Consider the following 16,688-nt stretch of genomic DNA (forward strand, 5'->3'; position numbering starts at 1 on the left):
GCCGCTGCAGGCGGCCTTCGGTAGGGTTCGGACACGAGCGCCAGGGCCAGGCTGGCGCGTCGAAATCACTCAGAGGGCACGTATTCTACAACTTCCAGATCGAATCCGGATATCGCGTTGAACTTCATCGGCGAACTCATCAGGCGCATCTTGCGCACGCCCAGGTCGCGCAGGATCTGCGAACCGGCACCGACGGTGCTGTAGGTGGTCGGGGTCTTGGTCGGCAGGTCGCCGGCGCTTTCGCGGATATGTGCCAGCAGCACGTCGCCGTCCACAGGATGCCCCAGCAGCAGCACCACGCCACTGCCGGCCTCGGCCACGGCAGCCATCGCCGCACGCAGGCTCCAGCGCCCCGGCTGCTTGACCAGCAGCAGGTCGCGCAGCGGGTCCATGTTGTGCACCCGCACCAGGGTCGGTTGTTCGGCGCAGATCTGGCCCAGGGTCAGGGCCATGTGCACATCGCCCTCGACCGCATCACGGTAGGTGACCAGGTTGAACTCGCCCAGCTCGCTCTCGATCGGCTGCTCGGACACCCGCTGCACGGTACGCTCGTGAATCATGCGGTAGTGGATGAGGTCGGCGATGGTGCCGATCTTCAGGTTATGCTCGGCGGCGAACACTTCCAGCTCGGCGCGACGGGACATGGTGCCGTCGTCGTTCATCACCTCGCAGATCACCCCGCTGGGCTCGAAACCGGCCATGCGCGCCAGGTCGCACGCCGCTTCGGTGTGACCGGCGCGGGCCAGGGTGCCGCCGGGCTGGGCCATCAGCGGGAAGATGTGGCCAGGGCTGACGATGTCCTCGGCCTTGGCCTCCTTGGCCGCCGCCGCCTGCACGGTGCGCGCGCGGTCGGCGGCGGAAATGCCGGTGGTCACGCCTTCTGCCGCTTCGATCGACACGGTGAACTTGGTGCCGAAGCCCGAGCCGTTGCGCGGTGCCATCAGCGGCAGCCTGAGGGTTTCGCAGCGCTCGCGGGTCATCGGCATGCAGATCAGGCCACGCGCGTGCTTGGCCATGAAGTTGATGTGCTCGGGCTGGCAGCATTCGGCTGCCATGATGATGTCGCCTTCGTTCTCGCGGTCTTCGTCATCCATGAGGATGACCATTTTGCCCTGGCGAATGTCTTCGACCAGTTCTTCGATGCTGTTGAGCGCCACTGGCACCCCCTTCTCAATCAGGATTTCAAGAAGCCGTTGGCGGCCAGGAAGCTTTCGGTGATACCGCTGCCTTTGCTCGGCTCGGCGGCCTTGTCGCCCAGTAGCAGGCGCTCGAGGTAGCGGGCCAGCAGGTCCACTTCCAGGTTGATGCGTCGGCCTGCGCGGTAGTCGGCCATGATGGTCTCGGCCAGGGTGTGCGGGACGATGGTCAGTTCGAATTCGGCGCCGTCGACCTCGTTGACCGTCAGGCTGGTGCCATCGACGGTGATCGAGCCCTTGTGCGCGATGTAGCGCGCCAGCTCCTTGGGGGCACGCACGCGGAACTGGATGGCGCGGGCGCTATCGCTGCGCGAGACGATCTCGCCGACGCCGTCGACATGGCCGCTGACCAGATGGCCGCCCAGGCGGGTGGTGGGGGTCAGGGCCTTTTCCAGGTTGACCGGGCTGCCGCTCTTGAGGTCGACCATGGCGGTGCGCTTGAGGGTTTCGACGCTGACGTCGGCCCAGAAGCCGTCGCCCGGCAGCTCCACGGCGGTCAGGCACACGCCGTTGACGGCAATGCTGTCGCCGAGCTTGACGTCGCCCAGGTCGAGCTTGCCGGTGCGCACGTGCACGCGCACGTCACCGCCCTTGGGGGTGATGGCGCCGATGGTGCCGATGGCTTCGATGATACCGGTGAACATGCAGGTCTCCTCAGGTACGGGCTGCGCGGCGCAGGCCCGGCATTATACGCCGGGCGCGGGCAGAGGAATGGCGGTGATGCGCCAGTCGTCGCCCACGGCGCGCATGTCGGTGATCTTCAGGCGTGGCGCATCGGCCATGCGCTGCAACGGCCAGTCCAGCAGCGGCCGGGCCTCGGAGCCAAGGAAAGTGCCGGCGACGAACAACTGGTACTCGTCGATCAGCCCCTGGCGAGCGAAGGCGCCCACCAGCCCGGCGCCGGCTTCGAGCAGGATCTCGCTGGCGCCGCGCTCGGCCAGCAGGCGCAGCAGCGCCGGCAGGTCGACCTGTCCGTCACTGCCAGCCAGCACCAGCAGTTCGTGCCCGGCGGCGGCGTAGCGTGGGTCGGCCTGGGCGGCGGTGACCACCAGCGCGGCGCCTGCCTGGAAGAACGGCGCGTCCAGCGGCAGGCGCAGGCGACCGTCGATCAGCACGCGCAGGGGCGCACGCGCCAGCGCCAGGGCCGTGGTCTCGGCGTCCAGGCCCAACTCGGCGCCGCGCACGGTCATCCGCGCGCCATCGGCCAGCACGCTCTGGGCGCTGGTCAGCACCACGCTGGACCGTGCGCGCAGGCGCTGCACCGCCGCACGCGCGGCGGGCCCGGTGATCCACTGGCTCTCGCCGCTGGCCATGGCGGTGCGACCATCCAGGCTCATGGCCAGCTTGGCCCGAACGAACGGCAGACCCTGTTCCATACGCTTGAGAAAGCCGGGGTTGAGCGCCCGCGCCTGGGCCTCGAGCACGCCGCTGGTCACTTCGACGCCGGCCTCGGCCAGGCGCCGCAGGCCGCGTCCGGCCACCTGCGGGTTCGGGTCCTGCATCGCCGTCACCACCCGCGAGACGCCAGCCTGCACCAGGGCCTCGGCGCACGGCGGCGTGCGTCCGTGGTGGCTGCACGGCTCCAGGGTGACGTAGGCACAAGCGCCCCGCGCGCGCTCACCGGCCTGGCGCAAGGCGTGCACTTCGGCATGCGGTTCGCCGGCGCGCACATGCCAGCCCTCGCCCACCACCTCGCCGTGCTGCACGATCACGCAGCCCACGCGCGGGTTGGGGTGGGTGCTGTACAGGCCCTTGCGGGCCAGCTCCAGGGCACGGGCCATGTAGTGGGCGTCGAGGATGGCGGTCTGGCTGGACATGCTTACTCTTTGGCCGGCTCGCGGGCCAGGCGGTCGATTTCTTCGCGGAACTCGTCCAGTGCCTGGAAGCGCCGGTAGACCGAGGCGAAACGGATGTAGGCGACTTCATCGAGCTTGCGCAGTTCGGACATCACCAGTTCGCCCACCACCAGCGACTTCACCTCGCGCTCGCCGGTGGCGCGCAGGCGGCTCTTGATGTGCGCCAGTGCCGCCTCCAGACGCTCGATGCTCACCGGGCGCTTTTCCAGCGCGCGCTGCATGCCGGCGCGCAGCTTGTCTTCGTCGAACGGCTGGCGCGTGCCGTCCTGCTTGATCAGCCGGGGCAGGACCAGTTCGGCGGTCTCGAAGGTGGTGAAGCGCTCGCCACAGGCGACGCATTCGCGGCGACGGCGCACCTGCTCGCCTTCGGCGACCAGTCGCGAGTCGATGACCTTGGTGTCGTTGGCACCGCAAAACGGACAGTGCATGGTGGCAGGCAACAAAAAAAGGGAGGGCCATGGTAGCGCATCCCACTGGCAAGACAAGCCAAAGGGGTTACCATCCAGAGAAATCTGCCCCTGAAGGATTGCCCCATGCACCACCGTGCCCTCGTCGTCCTGTGCCTGGCCGGCCTGCTCGCCGCCTGCGGCAGCGATCGTCCGAAGAGCGAAGCGCCCGCACCCGCCGCCCCGGTGGCCAAGGCCGTGAACAAGCCGGTCGACGCACCTGGACCGCTACCGGCCTACCAACGCGAGCTCAGCGGCACCCTGCTGGAAGTACCGGCCGGTGCCGACGTCGAGCTGGCCCTGCTGGTGATCGACGAGCGCGGCCGCCCGCAGCGGCTGCTGGCCAGCAGCGACCTGACCGGTACTGGCCAGGCCCTGCCCTACCACCTGCGCTTCAATCCCGAGGCCTTCCCTGCCGGGGCACGCGTGGAACTGCGCGGTCGTGCCAGCCGTTCCGGGCAGCTGATCCTGCATCTGCCGTCGCAGCGCATCGCCCAGGCGCAGACCCAGGCCACCGGCCCCCTGCGCTTCGAGAAGGCGCCCTAGGTGCCACTGCCGCAGCTTCAGCAAGCCCTTGGCGAGTTGATCGGTGATGCGCGTCTGGTGGTGAGCGAACTTCCCGGCTGCGACCTCAAGCTGTGGCTGATCGACGCCGCCAACATGGACCGCGCCTTCAGCCCGGACGAAACCCGACGCATTCTTCACGAGCCCCCGTACTGGAGCTTCTGCTGGGCCAGCGGCCTGGCCATGGCCCGCTACCTGGCCGAGCATCCACAGTGGGTGCGCGGCAAGCGCGTGCTTGATTTCGGCGCCGGCTCCGGTATCGCTGGCATAGCCGCGGCCCGCCTCGGCGCTCGCGAGGTGGTGGCCTGCGACCTCGATCCACTGGCGCTGCAGGCCTGCGCGGCCAACGCCGCGCTGAACGGGGTCGCGCTCGGCTACAGCGCCGACTTCTTCGCCGAAGCCGACCGCTTCGACCTGATCCTGGTGGCCGACGTGCTCTACGACCGGGCCAACCTGCCCCTGCTCGATGCCTTCCTGCACCGTGGGCGCCAAGCGCTGGTGGCCGATTCGCGGGTGCGCGACTTCAGACATCCGTCGTATCGCCCCCTGAGCGTGCTCGACGCGCTCACCCTGCCGGATCTGGCCGAACCGCACGAATTCCGCCGCGTCAGCCTGTACCACGCCAGCCGCGAGCCTTTATAGTGGTCGCCATCCCGGATTTGCGAGAGTCGTGATGAACCCAGCTTCCTCCAACGCCACGCCGTACATCTTCGACGTCACCGATGCCGACTTCCAGCAACTGGTGATCGAGAATTCCTTCCACAAGCCCGTGCTGGTGGACTTCTGGGCCGAGTGGTGCGCGCCGTGCAAGGCGCTGATGCCGCTGCTGGCCAAGATCGCCGAGGGCTATCAGGGCGAACTGCTGCTGGCCAAGGTCAACTGCGACGTCGAACAACAGGTGGTCGCGCAGTTCGGCATCCGCAGTCTGCCGACCGTGGTGCTGTTCAAGGATGGCCAGCCGGTGGACGGTTTCGCCGGCGCGCAGCCCGAGCCGGGCATCCGCGCCATGCTCGAACCTCACGTGCAGATGCCCGCCGCGCCGCAGGCCTCGCCCCTGGAGCAGGCCAAGGCGCTGTTCGCCGAAAGCCGTTTCAGCGAGGCCGAAAGTCTGCTGCAAGCGCTGCTCGGCGAAGACAACGGTAATGCCGAGGCGCTGATCTATTACGCTCGCTGCCTGGCCGAGCGTGGTGACCTGGACGGCGCCCAGCAGGTGCTCGATGCGGTCAAGGGCGACGAGCACAAGGCCGCGCTGGCCGGTGCCAAGGCCCAGCTCACCTTCCTGCGCCAGGCTGCGAGCCTGCCGGAGGTGGCCGAGCTGAAGACGCGCCTGGCGCAGAATCCGCACGACGATGAAGCCGCCTACCAGTTGTGCATTCAGCAGTTGGCGCGCCAGCAGTACGAAGCGGCGCTGGACGGCCTGCTCAAACTGTTCCAGCACAATCGCGGTTATGAGAACGGGCTGCCGCAGAAGGCCATGCTTCAGGTGTTCGACCTGCTCGGTGGCGATCATCCGCTGGTGGGTGTGTACCGTCGTCGGCTGTCTTCGGCGATGTTCTGAAGGCCACGCGAGGGCTCACTCTCGCGGGCGGCTACACGCGAGGATGGTTCACCAGGGCTGCGCCGCAGCCCTTAGCGGGTGAACGGCCGTACCCACAGGCGCGCGCTCCAGCGTATGGCCAGCCCTCACCCCACCCAGCGATACACCGGCGCATCACCACCGCTATGGACCTGCACATCAGCACTGTGGCGCAGCCGAACCAGCAGGCGTTTGCCCGCCGAAACGCTCCCGGCCAGCCCTTCCAGACGCTCGAGCAGCGCCGGACCGGTCAGCTCGCCCGCCTCGCGCAGCAGCTCGCAGGCGGCCAGCCACTGACCCTGGTCGGCGCGCACGGGTGCTGCCGTGGTCGGCGCGCTCTGCGTCGGCGCCTCGGGTACGGCGGCCTCCAGCCTGCGCCCCAACTGCGCCCACTCCGCCGGCTCCAGCTCGATGCTCAGGTCCACGGGCCAGTCGCCAATCTGTCCTCGAATTCTCACGCTGCCTTCCTTCGATCATCGGTCGTTGCCGGGCATGCTCCCACGACATGAAACCTGCGCCAAGCCTCTGGCAGCCCGAGCGAAATCCGTTATAACATTACCAATCACATTTCCTGCTTTCGGAGTCGTCCATGCGCCGCCTGCTCCTTGCCCTGCCCTTCGCCCTGCTGCCCCTGGCCGTCGCCCAGGCCCACGATGACCACGACGAGGCGCATGGCACCCTGCCGGCGCACGAACATGGCGTGGCCCGCTTGAACGTGGGCCTGGACGGCAACACCCTGGAGCTGGCCCTGGAAAGCCCGGCGATGAACCTGGTCGGCTTCGAACACATGCCCGGCAGTGATGCCGACAAGGCCAAGGTCGAGGCGGTGCGCAAGCAGCTCGAACAACCGCTCAAGCTGTTCGGCCTGGCCAGCGCCGCCGGCTGCAAGGAGGACCAGCAGGAGCTGGAGAGCCCGCTGTTCGGCGACGACCCCGCGGCCAAGCATGATGACGACGACGATGACGATCATGATGACGCCCACGCCCACGCCCATGAGCACCAGCACAGCGAGATCCACGCCCACTACCAGCTGACCTGCGCCAACCCGGCCAAGCTCACCCAGGTCGATCTGTCGCCGCTGTACAAGGCCTATCCGCAAACCCAGAAGATCAATGTGCAACTGGTCGGCCCGAACGGCCAGAAAGGCTTCGCCAGCACCCCGGGCAACGCCGTGGTTTCCTTCTGAATGAGCCAGCCGCTGATCGAGCTGCGTGACCTGGTGTTCGCCTGGCCCCGCCAGGCGCCCTTCCTGGATATTCCCAGCTTCCAGCTGGAGGCCGGCGAGGCCCTGTTCCTCAAGGGGCCCAGCGGCAGCGGCAAGACCACCCTGCTCGGCTTGCTGGGTGGGGTCAATCTGCCCGCCGCCGGCCAGGTGCGGCTGCTCGGGCAGGACCTGGCCACGCTCGGCCAGGCCGCCCGCGATCGGTTTCGCGTCGACCATACCGGCTACATCTTCCAACAGTTCAACCTGCTGCCGTTTCTGTCCGTCCAGGAGAACGTCGAGCTGCCCTGCCGCTTCTCGCGCAGCCGCGCCGAGCGTGCCACCCAGCGCCAGGGCAGCGTCTCGCAGGCATCGGCGCAGTTGCTCGCGCATCTGGGGCTGGATGATCCGTCCCTGCTGGCCCGCCGCGCCGACACCTTGTCCATCGGTCAACAGCAGCGGGTGGCTGCCGCCCGCGCGCTGATCGGCCAGCCCGAACTGGTGATCGCCGACGAGCCGACCTCGGCCCTGGACGCCGACACGCGCGAGGCGTTCATTCGCCTGCTGTTCGCCGAGTGCCGCGCGGCCGGCTCCAGCCTGTTGTTCGTCAGCCATGACCAGAGCCTGGCGCCCCTGTTCGACCGCGACCTGTCGCTGGCCGAGCTCAACCGTGCGGCCGCGCCCCGGGAGGCCTGATGTACCTGTTCCGCCTTGCCCTGGCCAGCCTGGCCAATCGCCGCTTCACCGCCCTGCTCACCGCATTCGCCATTGCCCTGTCGGTCTGCCTGCTGCTGGCGGTGGAACGTGTGCGCACCGAAGCACGCGCCAGCTTCGCCAGCACCATCAGCGGCACCGACCTGATCGTCGGCGCACGCTCCGGCTCGGTCAACCTGCTGCTGTACTCGGTGTTTCGCATCGGCAACGCCACCAACAACATCCGCTGGGACAGCTTCGAGCATTACGCCAAGGACCCGCGGGTCAAGTGGGCTATTCCCATCTCGCTGGGCGACTCGCACCGCGGCTATCGAGTGATGGGCACCAATGCCGACTATTTCAGCCACTATCAGTACGGGCGTCAGCAACACCTGCAACTGAGCCAGGGCCGTCCGTTCGCCAGCGACCCGTTCGAAGTGGTGCTCGGCGCCGAGGTGGCCCAGGCCCTGCACTACAAGCTGGGCGACAGCCTGGTGCTGGCCCATGGCATTGCCACCATCAGCCTGGTCAAGCATGACGACAAGCCGTTCACCGTGGTCGGCATCCTGCAACGCACCGGCACGCCCGTGGACCGTACCCTGCACATCAGTCTGGCCGGCATGGAAGCCATCCACGTCGACTGGCACAACGGCGTGCCCGCCCGCGGCGCAGGCCGCATCAGCGCCGAGCAGGCCCGCACCATGGACTTGCAGCCCAGCGCCATCACCGCCTTCATGCTGGGCCTGAACAGCAAGATCGCGACCTTCAGCGTGCAGCGCGAGATCAACGAGTTCCGCGGCGAGCCGCTGCTGGCGATCCTGCCTGGGGTGGCCCTGCAGGAACTGTGGGGCATGATGGGCATCGCCGAGCAGGCGCTGTTCGTGGTCTCGGTGTTCGTGGTGCTGACGGGCCTGATCGGCATGCTCACGGCCATCCTCACCAGCCTCAACGAGCGCCGGCGAGAGATGGCGATCCTGCGCTCGGTCGGGGCACGCCCCTGGCACATCGCGGGGCTGCTGGTGGTCGAGGCGCTGGCCTTGGCGCTGGGCGGTATCGTCGTCGGCCTGGGCCTGCTGTATGGTGGCATCGCCCTGGCGCAGGACGCCGTGCAGGCCAGTTACGGCCTGTACCTGCCGCTGGACTGGCCGAGCGTCCATGAATGGACGCTGCTGGCGATCATCCTGGGCGCGGCACTGCTGATGGGCAGTGTGCCGGCCTGGCGCGCGTACCGGCAGTCGCTGGCCGACGGCCTGTCGATCCATCTCTGAGGAGCAGGCATGTCGATTTGCGCACTCGCGCCCGGCCGCCGTGGCGATACGAACATGAAGACGGCGCTGCAGATCCTGCTGCTGGTACTGCTGGTGGTGGTGATCCCGGCCTGGGCGGACGAACCCCGCGAATTGGACTGGCCAGCGCTGATTCCCGAAGGCGCGCCGGTCATCGCGCCGCAGCTTGCACCGCTGCACGACCTGTCGCAGATGGGCAGCTCCCTGAGCGATGCACTGGCGGCCGAATCCGCCCCTGCTGCCCGCCAGCAGGCGCCAGATGCGCCGGTGGTCAAGGCGCTGGACGGCCAGCAGGTCAAGCTGCCCGGTTACATCGTGCCGCTGGAAGTGAGCGAGGAAGGACGCACCACCGAGTTCCTGCTGGTGCCCTACTACGGCGCCTGCATTCATGTGCCGCCACCGCCTTCGAACCAGATCGTGCACGTGTTCAGCGAAATGGGCGTGCGCGTCGAGGACCTCTACCAGCCCTACTGGATCGAGGGCCGGATGCAGGTCAAGAGCACCAGCAGCGAGCTGGCCGAGGCCGGTTACCAGCTGGACGCCGAGAAAATCTACCCCTACGAACTCAAATGAGCGCTACGTCACCCTCGGTGGCGCGCTTCGTTGAGCTGAGTCAAACATTGTGTTCAGGCAGCTCCCTAAAATTGGACAACTCGATTTTTCCTACGTCCTTTTGGAGCTTTCATGAACAAGAACATGCTCGGTGCCTCGCTCGTCGCGTTGGCACTCGCAGCCCCGGCTGTCCACGCCCACCAGGCCGGTGACTTCATCCTGCGGTCCGGTGCCATCACCACCGCGCCCAACGAAGACAGCGGCAACCTGAAGCTCGACGGCGCCAAGGTCTCCGGCACCAAAGCCACACTGGACAGCGACACCCAGCTGGGCCTGGCCTTCGCCTACATGCTCACCGACCACGTGGGGATCGAGCTGTTGGCCGCCACGCCGTTCAAGCACACCGTGGGCGTCAAGGGCCTGGGCGGCGGCCTGGACGGCAAGCTGGCCGACATCAAGCAGCTTCCGCCGACCCTGTCGCTGCAGTACTACCCGATGGATCCCGCCTCGAAGTTCCAGCCCTATGCCGGCATCGGCGTCAACTACACGCTGTTCTTCGATGAAGACCTCAGCAGCGCACGCAAACAGCAGGGTTTCAGCAACATGAAGCTGCAGGACTCCATCGGCCTGGCAGGTCAGCTGGGCATGGACTACATGCTCACCGACAACTTCCTGCTCAACGCTGCCGTGTGGTACGTCGACATCAATACCAAGGCCAGCATCGATGGTCCGAGCGCACTGGGCGTCGGCAAGACCAAGGTCAACGTCGAAGTCGATCCCTGGGTCTACATGGTGGGTGTCGGCTACAAGTTCTAGGCAGAACCGCCCTGCGTAGCGGCGGTGCGGCTACCAGGCACTTGAACGGCGCGGCCCCGGTCTTACCCGTGGGCCGCAGTCGTTTCAGCGCCCGTCCAGCAACCGCGCCAGCCCCTGGCCCAAGGGTGTAGGCTCGGGGAAATCGAAACGCGCCAGCAAGCGCTGGTTATTCGCCCGCGAATGGCGGATGTCCCCCGCGCGTCCCGGGGCATGGCTGACGACGGGCACCTGACCCACCACCTTCGCCAGGGCTGCGAGCAACTGGTTCAACGAGGTCGCCTGGTTCAGGCCGACGTTCACCGCCCCCTCTTCGACCTGCTCCTGCTCGAGCGCCTGCACCATGACCTGCACCAGATCGCCCACGAACAGGAAATCGCGGGTCTGCTCGCCGTCGCCGAACACGGTAATGGGCAGCCCGCGGCTGGCGCGCTCGCAGAAGATGCTGATCACCCCTGAATAAGGCGATGAAGGATCCTGGCGCGGACCGAAGATATTGAAGAACCGGAACACCACCGGCTCCAGGCCATGCTGGCGCCGGTAGAAATCCAGGTACTGCTCGCCGGCGAGCTTGTCCACCGCATAGGGCGTCAGCGGCGCCTTGGGCGTGTCCTCGCCGATCGACTGGCCTTCACCGTTGTTGCCATAGACAGCCGCGCTGGAGGCGAACAGCACACGACGAACGCCGTTGACGCGCATCGCCTCGCACACGTTCAGGGTGCCGATGAAGTTGCTCTGGTGAGTCTTCACTGGATCCTCCACCGAGGCCTGCACCGAAGCCACCGCGGCCAGGTGCACCACGGCCGCGCAGCCCGCAGCCGCCTGGGTCACCAGTGCGGCGTCGGCCACATCGCCCTCGATCAATTGCAGGCGCGGATGGTCCAGGCGCAGGTTGCTGCGTTTACCGGTGGACAAGTCGTCCAGTACCCGCACCGCATGGCCCTTGTCCAGCAGTGCATCGCACAGGTGCGAGCCGATGAAACCAGCCCCACCGGTGATCAGGATGGGGGCTTCAGCCATGACGATAGAACCTGTCCAGTAGAGGGGGCAGCCCCGCACGCCAGGCGCGTGGCTTGATGCCGAAGGTATGAAGGATTTTCTTGCACGCCAGCACCGCGTGTTGCGGCTCCTCGCTGGCGTCCGGCCGCGCCGCGTGAGCTTGCGGGGTCGGTGCCTGAATCGCCAGGGTCTGCCATTGCGCCGCTTCGGTCAGGATCGCCTGGCCCAGCGCCAGTGGCGTGGTCGCCTCATTGCCGGCGTAGTGATAGGTGCCCCATAGGGGCGCGGCGCAGTCCAGTTGCTTGAGCACCGAGAGAATCACCCGGGCGGCATCGTCCACCGGGGTGGGATTGCCGCGTCGGTCATCGGCCAGCAACAGTTCCTGAGGTTGCTCGGCGCGGGTCAGGAAGCGGCCAAGGATGCCATCGCGGCTCTCGTCCAGCACCCAGCCCAGGCGCAGCAGCACGTGCTGCGGACAGGCTGCGCGCACGCTCTGCTCGATACGCCACAGCGCCTGGCCGCGCGTACCCAGCGGTACCGGCTCGTCCTTCTCGCTGTACGAGGTGGCGCGAGAGCCGTCGAACACCCGGTAGCTGGAAGGCTGCAGCAAGGTGATCTGGTGATGCTGGCACAGTTCGGCCAGACGCTCGACCGCACGTTCCTGCCCAGCCAGGCGCTGCTCGCTGACCGACTCGGCCTGGAACCAGTCGAAGTAGTAGGCCAGGTTGACCAGGGTGTCGGGGCGATGATCGTCGAGCAACTGGGTGAGGCTTGCGGCGTCCCAGCCGTCCTGCGGGGGGCGTGGCGCCAGGAACGTGATGTCTTCCTCGGCCCCGAGACGAATCAGCGCTTGCCCAAGGGCATTGCCACCACCCAACAGCATCAGGCGCATACGCATAGAGTCAGCAGGTCCGCTCAGATCGATTAGGGAAAGGCGATCATTTTGCGGTTTCCGTTCGGGGAAGTCCAACCCCGGCGCCTCAAGCCCAGGGCTGCAGGGGATTTTGCCTCGGCCTCTTCTGTGCGCAGGCAATCTGTTCGATACTTCGAGCGGTCAATCGTCCCCCGGCAGGAGCGCCATGGATTTTGCGATCAGCACCGAGCAGCGCGGTCGTTGGCAGTACGACGAGCCGGCGCCTGGCCGGGAACACTTCATCGAAGAGGCCTTCGACGGCTACCGCCAACAGGCGCGCCTGCTACAGCCGGACGTGGAGCGCGCGCCGCCCCTGTTCGTGGTCGGCGGGGCACGTTCGGATTTCACCCGCCTCAACCCGCTGCTCTATCGCCTGCAACGCCAGGGCATCGGCTCGCTGACTGCGAACCTGTCCGGTCACAGCCTGGCCAGCGAACCTGGCGCCGAGGGCGCGTCGCTGGCGATCAACCTGGACGAGGCGCAGCGCTTCGTCCAGCACCTGTCGGGGCGCTGCCGCACCCTGCTCGGCCACAGCCTCGGCGCCGCCATCGCCCTGAAGCTGGCCGCGCAATTGCCGCAAATCGACAAACTGGTGCTGATCTGCCCGGCGGTGTACCCCGACGCCGCCCATACCGAGCCATTCGGCCCCGCCTTCAGCGCTGCGATCCGCCAACCCTGGGCATTCCTGGACTGCGACAGCTACGCCTTCCTGCGCCAGTTCAATGGCCGAGTACTGCTGGTGATCGGTGAGTACGACGGCCTCAACTCCAAGGCTCACGGTCAAGGCCCGGGCACCTCGGCCGGCACCCGTGTGCTGCGCGGCGTGTCGCGCTACAGCCCGATTCCCGAGGAGGTCACCCATGCCCTGCTGCGCTCGGTGCCGGCGCCCCATGCCGAGTGCCTGCTGCTCACCGACTGCGATCATGGCATCGCTGCGCACCTGCGCGATGTGCCGCAGGTGGCCGATCAGGTAGCCGACACGGTGGCCGGGTTCGTTCTGGACAGCGAGTGAACCGCTGCGCCTTGGTTAGCGAGCTATTCGATCTCGAACAAGCCGTTGCTCACCGTGCCGGCACTGAGGCGCTCGCGGATGTCGTCGTCGATACGCGGATCGTCCGGGCGGTAGAGCTTGACCTGGCGGTAGGCGTTGATGCGATTGATTTCCTCGCCGAGGAACTCCCACACCACGCGGGTACAGGCCGGATTGCGCCGGTCACCGCTGGAAACGCCGGTCTTCAGGCCGTTTAGACGCGTGATGCGGCTCTTGAAGCTGGGGATGAGGATGGTCTGGCTCATTTCATTGAGGGTCAGCGACTCGTAGTCGATCAGAAACACCCGATCCTGCAACTGGAATGCCGCGCCCAGGTAACGGCAGCGCACCTCGGCCTGCTGGAGGCCGGCACTGCTGCGCTCCTGTCGCTCCTGGCGCTCGAACAGGAAACTGCCGCGCTCTTCCCATAGATGCACCAGCGACACCAGGATCGTGCCCGGCACCGACATGCAGTTGGAATACTCGAAGTAGTACCCGCAATAGCGCGACAGGTTGCCGGCATGGGCGTGCAACGGCTTGAACAGTTCGCTGATCGGGTCGGTCTGCGGGCCGGATACGGCCGAGGGATTGCGCGCGCCGATGAGACGGGCGAACTGCTCCGGCGGCAAGGTCAGCTCGTAGTCTTCCACGCCGAAGAAGTCGCCGATGCGCTTGAGGTTGTATTTCGTCGGCTGGCTCTGGCCGCTGAGGTACTTGTTGAACTGCGCGCGGTTGATCGACAGCTGGCGGCAAACCTCTGAAATGGAACGGTAATGGCTGCAGGCGAGCTTGAGATTGGCGGCTAGAAAATCGGCCATGGGCGCTGTTCCGGATGATGCGAGTGCAGCCATTGTAGCATCAACTCGCATCAAAACAGACCAACCCGCGAAATTGTAACCACAGGTGTCATGGCCAACCATGCGCGGCAACGAGAGCGCGTGCCCCTGCCACCGCTGGTCAATTCACATAAAAAATAAGAATCGAGGTCATTTCCCAATGCTCGAAGCACTTAACGATTTCCTGTCAGGAAAACTGCTCATCGTCCTGATCGTCGGGCTCGGTAGCTACTTCACCATTCGATCCCGGTTCGTCCAGTTCCGTCACTTCGTGCACATGTTCAGCGTGTTCAAGGAGTCTCTTCGCGGCCAGGCTGGCCAGCTGAGCTCGTTCCAGGCCCTGATGCTGAGCCTGGCCGGTCGCGTCGGCGCCGGTAACATCGCGGGCGTCGGTATCGCCGTGACCCTGGGCGGCCCAGGTGCAGTGTTCTGGATGTGGGTCACCGCACTGGTGGGCATGTCCAGCAGCTTCTTCGAATGCACCCTGGCCCAGGTCTACAAGCGCGCCGACGGTGACGGCCTGTACCGCGGTGGCCCAGCCTACTACATCCTGCACGGCTTGAAGCTGCGCAGCATGGCCATCGTGTTCTCGATCCTGCTGCTGGTCACCTACGGCTTCGCCTTCATCGGCCTGCAGTCGTACACCGTGACCCACTCGCTGCAGAACGCCTTCAACTTCAGCCCGCAGCACACCGGCATCGTCCTGGCCGTCCTGCTGGCGATCACCTTCATCGGTGGCATCAAGCGCATCGCCGCGGTCTCCGACCTGCTGGTGCCGATCAAGACCCTGGCCTACATCGGTGTCACCCTGTATGTCATCGGCACCCAGATCGAACACGTGCCGGCCATGCTGGAAACCATCTTCAAGAGCGCCTTCGGCCTCGACCCGGCCTTCGGCGGCCTGTTGGGCAGCGCCATCGTCATGGGTGTGAAGCGCGGCGTGTTCGCCAACGAAGCCGGTCTGGGCAGTGCGCCGAACGTGGCGGCCGTGGCCGCGGTGAAACATCCCGGCGCCCAGGGCGTGGTGCAGGCGTTCAGCGTGTTCCTCGACACCTTCGTGATCTGCACCTGCACCGCGCTGCTGATCCTGCTGTCGGGCTTCTACACCCCAGGTTTCGAAGGCGACGGCATCGTCCTGACACAGAACTCGCTGGCCGCCGTGGTCGGTGACTGGGGCCGCATCTTCGTCAGCGTTGCGCTGTCGCTGTTCGTCTTCACCTGCATCCTCTACAACTACTACCTGGGCGAGAACAGCCTGCAGTTCCTGAGCCGCAACCGCGGTGTGCTGATGGGCTTCCGCGTGCTGGTACTGGCGCTGGTGGTGTGGGGCTCGATGCAGGACCTGTCCACGGTGTTCGCCTTCGCCGACATCACCATGACCTGCCTGGCGTTCGTCAACCTGGTGGCCCTGGCCCTGCTGTTCAAGGTCGGCCTGCGGGTGATGCGCGACTACGATGCCCAGCGCAAGGCCGGCATCAAGCAACCGGTGTTCGATTCCTCGAAATTCGCCGACCTGGACCTGGACCGCGCCGCCTGGCCGGCCAACCCGTCGGCCGAACCTGCCGCCGACAAGGCGGCTGGCGAGCTTCAGCACCAGCGCTGATCCGCCCGCCCCAGCCGCCCCGTTCGCGGGCGGCTGACTCCTTCTCGATTCGCTTGGGAATGCTTCCATGGACGCAGTCAAGAACCTTCTCGTGCTCTACACCGGGGGCACCATCGGCATGCTGGAAACGCCCGAGGGCCTTGCCCCGGCAGGCGGCTTCGAGGCGCGCATGCGCCAGCACCTGGCTCATTGCACCGATGCGCCCCAGTTGCACTGGACCCTGCGCGAGCTCGATCCGCTGATCGACAGCGCCAACATGCAACAAGCCAACTGGCTGGCCATGCAGGCGGCGATCGTCGAGGCGGTCGAGCGCGACGGCCACGACGCCATCCTGGTGCTGCACGGCACGGACACCCTGGCCTACAGCGCTGCCGCCCTGTCGTTCCTGCTGCTGGACTTGCCGGTGCCGGTGCTGCTCACCGGCTCCATGCTGCCAGCCGGCGCAGCGGATAGCGACGCCTGGGACAACCTGCTGGGCGCGCTGCGCCACTTCGAGCGCGGTCTCGAAAACGGCGTGCAACTCTCTTTCCACGGCCAGCTCCTGCATGGCTGCCGCGCCACCAAGCTGCGCAGCGAAGCCTTCGACGCCTTCACCGTGCTGCCGCGCCATCGCGACGGAGAACGGGCGGCTCAGTTGCCTGCCGAGCTGAGCTACCGTCAGGCGCGCCAACCGGTGCAACTGGCAGTGCTGCCAGTGTTCCCTGGCCTGAGCGCCGCTTACCTGCAAGGGCTGCTCGATGCCGGGATCAAAGGCCTGGTGCTGGAGTGCTATGGCAGCGGAACCGGTCCATCCGACGACCAGGCGCTGCTCGAGGTGCTGCGCCAGGCTCGCCAGCGCGGCGTGCTGATCGCCGCGATCAGCCAGTGCCCGGAAGGTGCGGTGGTGTTCGACACTTACGCCGCCGGCAGCCGGCTACGCGATGCCGGCCTGATCAGCGCCGGTGGCATGACCCGCGAAGCGGCGCTGGGCAAGCTGTTCGCCCTGCTCGGCGCTGGCCTGGACATTCAGACGGCCGAGCGCTGGTTCAGCCTGGACCTGTGCGGGGAACGCGCGTAGTCGGGAGCAGGAAAACGGCCTCACGCCCATGGCGGGCGCCCCGTTTCGGCGGGGCGATGGTTCAGCG

The 16,688-nt window shown here is 66.7% G+C and carries 19 protein-coding genes; 11 read left to right on the plus strand and 8 right to left on the minus strand.

Going from position 1 to position 16,688, the window contains the following annotated elements:
* Positions 1-65 precede the first annotated feature (65 nt).
* From ribBA to nrdR, 4 genes are read right to left on the minus strand one after another with little or no spacing between them, the layout of a single operon-like run.
* A complete protein-coding gene (ribBA, locus tag IAE34_RS18645) occupies positions 66-1,157 on the minus strand; it encodes a bifunctional 3,4-dihydroxy-2-butanone-4-phosphate synthase/GTP cyclohydrolase II (protein WP_200140453.1) in 1,092 nt (363 codons plus the stop codon).
* Between the two features lie 17 nt (positions 1,158-1,174).
* Positions 1,175-1,840 carry a riboflavin synthase gene (locus IAE34_RS18650; RefSeq protein ID WP_200140454.1) on the minus strand — a complete coding sequence of 222 codons (666 nt, stop codon included), beginning with the start codon at positions 1,838-1,840 and terminating at the stop codon, positions 1,175-1,177.
* Positions 1,841-1,882: 42 nt separating this feature from the next.
* On the minus strand, positions 1,883-3,013 hold the full coding sequence (gene ribD / locus IAE34_RS18655) for a bifunctional diaminohydroxyphosphoribosylaminopyrimidine deaminase/5-amino-6-(5-phosphoribosylamino)uracil reductase RibD (protein WP_200140455.1): 1,131 nt from the start codon (positions 3,011-3,013) through the stop codon (positions 1,883-1,885).
* A gap of 2 nt (positions 3,014-3,015) precedes the next feature.
* A complete protein-coding gene (nrdR, locus tag IAE34_RS18660; protein ID WP_029614510.1) occupies positions 3,016-3,480 on the minus strand; it encodes a transcriptional regulator NrdR in 465 nt (154 codons plus the stop codon).
* 105 nt (positions 3,481-3,585) lie between these two features.
* Here nrdR and IAE34_RS18665 point away from each other — a divergent pair, with 105 nt between their 5' ends.
* Genes IAE34_RS18665 through trxA form a run of 3 tightly spaced genes read left to right on the plus strand, consistent with a single transcriptional unit; the run spans position 3,586 to position 5,620 of the window.
* A complete protein-coding gene (locus tag IAE34_RS18665) occupies positions 3,586-4,044 on the plus strand; it encodes a hypothetical protein (protein WP_200140456.1) in 459 nt (152 codons plus the stop codon).
* Positions 4,045-4,704: a class I SAM-dependent methyltransferase gene (locus IAE34_RS18670; protein WP_200140457.1), complete on the plus strand. Its 660-nt coding sequence runs from the start codon at positions 4,045-4,047 to the stop codon at positions 4,702-4,704.
* A 31-nt stretch (positions 4,705-4,735) separates the two neighbouring features.
* A complete protein-coding gene (trxA, locus tag IAE34_RS18675) occupies positions 4,736-5,620 on the plus strand; it encodes a thioredoxin (protein WP_200140458.1) in 885 nt (294 codons plus the stop codon).
* A gap of 125 nt (positions 5,621-5,745) precedes the next feature.
* On the opposite strand, the gene IAE34_RS18680 is transcribed toward trxA, so the two are convergent.
* Positions 5,746-6,096, minus strand: coding sequence for a hypothetical protein (locus IAE34_RS18680; protein WP_200140459.1), 351 nt, complete (start codon positions 6,094-6,096; stop codon positions 5,746-5,748).
* Positions 6,097-6,227: 131 nt separating this feature from the next.
* On the opposite strand from IAE34_RS18680, the gene IAE34_RS18685 reads away from it, so the two are divergent.
* The 5 genes from IAE34_RS18685 (at position 6,228) to IAE34_RS18705 (ending at position 10,186) form a co-directional block, all read left to right on the plus strand.
* Complete coding sequence (locus tag IAE34_RS18685; RefSeq protein WP_200140460.1) at positions 6,228-6,824, plus strand: DUF2796 domain-containing protein; 597 nt, start codon at positions 6,228-6,230, stop codon at positions 6,822-6,824.
* The gene (locus tag IAE34_RS18690) at positions 6,825-7,535 is read left to right on the plus strand and encodes an ATP-binding cassette domain-containing protein (protein WP_200140461.1); all 711 of its coding nucleotides are present in this window, start codon (positions 6,825-6,827) and stop codon (positions 7,533-7,535) included. It abuts the gene before it with no gap.
* The gene (locus IAE34_RS18695) at positions 7,535-8,800 is read left to right on the plus strand and encodes an ABC transporter permease (RefSeq protein WP_200140462.1); all 1,266 of its coding nucleotides are present in this window, start codon (positions 7,535-7,537) and stop codon (positions 8,798-8,800) included. The genes IAE34_RS18690 and IAE34_RS18695 overlap by 1 nt, the downstream gene beginning before the upstream one ends.
* A 54-nt stretch (positions 8,801-8,854) precedes the next feature.
* A complete protein-coding gene (locus IAE34_RS18700; RefSeq protein ID WP_442793221.1) occupies positions 8,855-9,391 on the plus strand; it encodes a DUF3299 domain-containing protein in 537 nt (178 codons plus the stop codon).
* 111 nt (positions 9,392-9,502) lie between these two features.
* The gene (locus IAE34_RS18705; RefSeq protein WP_200140463.1) at positions 9,503-10,186 is read left to right on the plus strand and encodes an OmpW/AlkL family protein; all 684 of its coding nucleotides are present in this window, start codon (positions 9,503-9,505) and stop codon (positions 10,184-10,186) included.
* Between the two features lie 84 nt (positions 10,187-10,270).
* On the opposite strand, the gene IAE34_RS18710 is transcribed toward IAE34_RS18705, so the two are convergent.
* Positions 10,271-11,203 (minus strand): NAD-dependent epimerase/dehydratase family protein, encoded by a 933-nt coding sequence (locus IAE34_RS18710; RefSeq protein WP_200140464.1) that lies wholly within the window; start codon positions 11,201-11,203, stop codon positions 10,271-10,273.
* Positions 11,196-12,080: a sugar nucleotide-binding protein gene (locus IAE34_RS18715; protein ID WP_200140465.1), complete on the minus strand. Its 885-nt coding sequence runs from the start codon at positions 12,078-12,080 to the stop codon at positions 11,196-11,198. Before IAE34_RS18715 ends, IAE34_RS18710 begins: the two co-directional genes overlap by 8 nt.
* A gap of 181 nt (positions 12,081-12,261) precedes the next feature.
* Here IAE34_RS18715 and IAE34_RS18720 point away from each other — a divergent pair, with 181 nt between their 5' ends.
* Positions 12,262-13,107 (plus strand): alpha/beta hydrolase, encoded by an 846-nt coding sequence (locus IAE34_RS18720; protein WP_200140466.1) that lies wholly within the window; start codon positions 12,262-12,264, stop codon positions 13,105-13,107.
* Positions 13,108-13,130: 23 nt separating this feature from the next.
* Here the strand turns inward: IAE34_RS18720 and IAE34_RS18725 are convergent, their stop codons facing one another.
* Positions 13,131-13,943, minus strand: a complete 813-nt coding sequence (locus IAE34_RS18725) for a helix-turn-helix domain-containing protein (protein ID WP_200140467.1) — start codon at positions 13,941-13,943, stop codon at positions 13,131-13,133.
* 178 nt (positions 13,944-14,121) lie between these two features.
* Here IAE34_RS18725 and IAE34_RS18730 point away from each other — a divergent pair, with 178 nt between their 5' ends.
* Positions 14,122-15,564, plus strand: a complete 1,443-nt coding sequence (locus tag IAE34_RS18730; protein WP_200140468.1) for an alanine/glycine:cation symporter family protein — start codon at positions 14,122-14,124, stop codon at positions 15,562-15,564.
* Between the two features lie 67 nt (positions 15,565-15,631).
* The gene (locus IAE34_RS18735; RefSeq protein WP_200140469.1) at positions 15,632-16,621 is read left to right on the plus strand and encodes an asparaginase; all 990 of its coding nucleotides are present in this window, start codon (positions 15,632-15,634) and stop codon (positions 16,619-16,621) included.
* Positions 16,622-16,688 lie beyond the last annotated feature (67 nt).

Origin of the sequence: Pseudomonas sp. S30, assembly GCF_016518545.1 — a bacterium.
In the GTDB taxonomy this organism is placed as follows: Bacteria; Pseudomonadota; Gammaproteobacteria; order Pseudomonadales; family Pseudomonadaceae; genus Aquipseudomonas.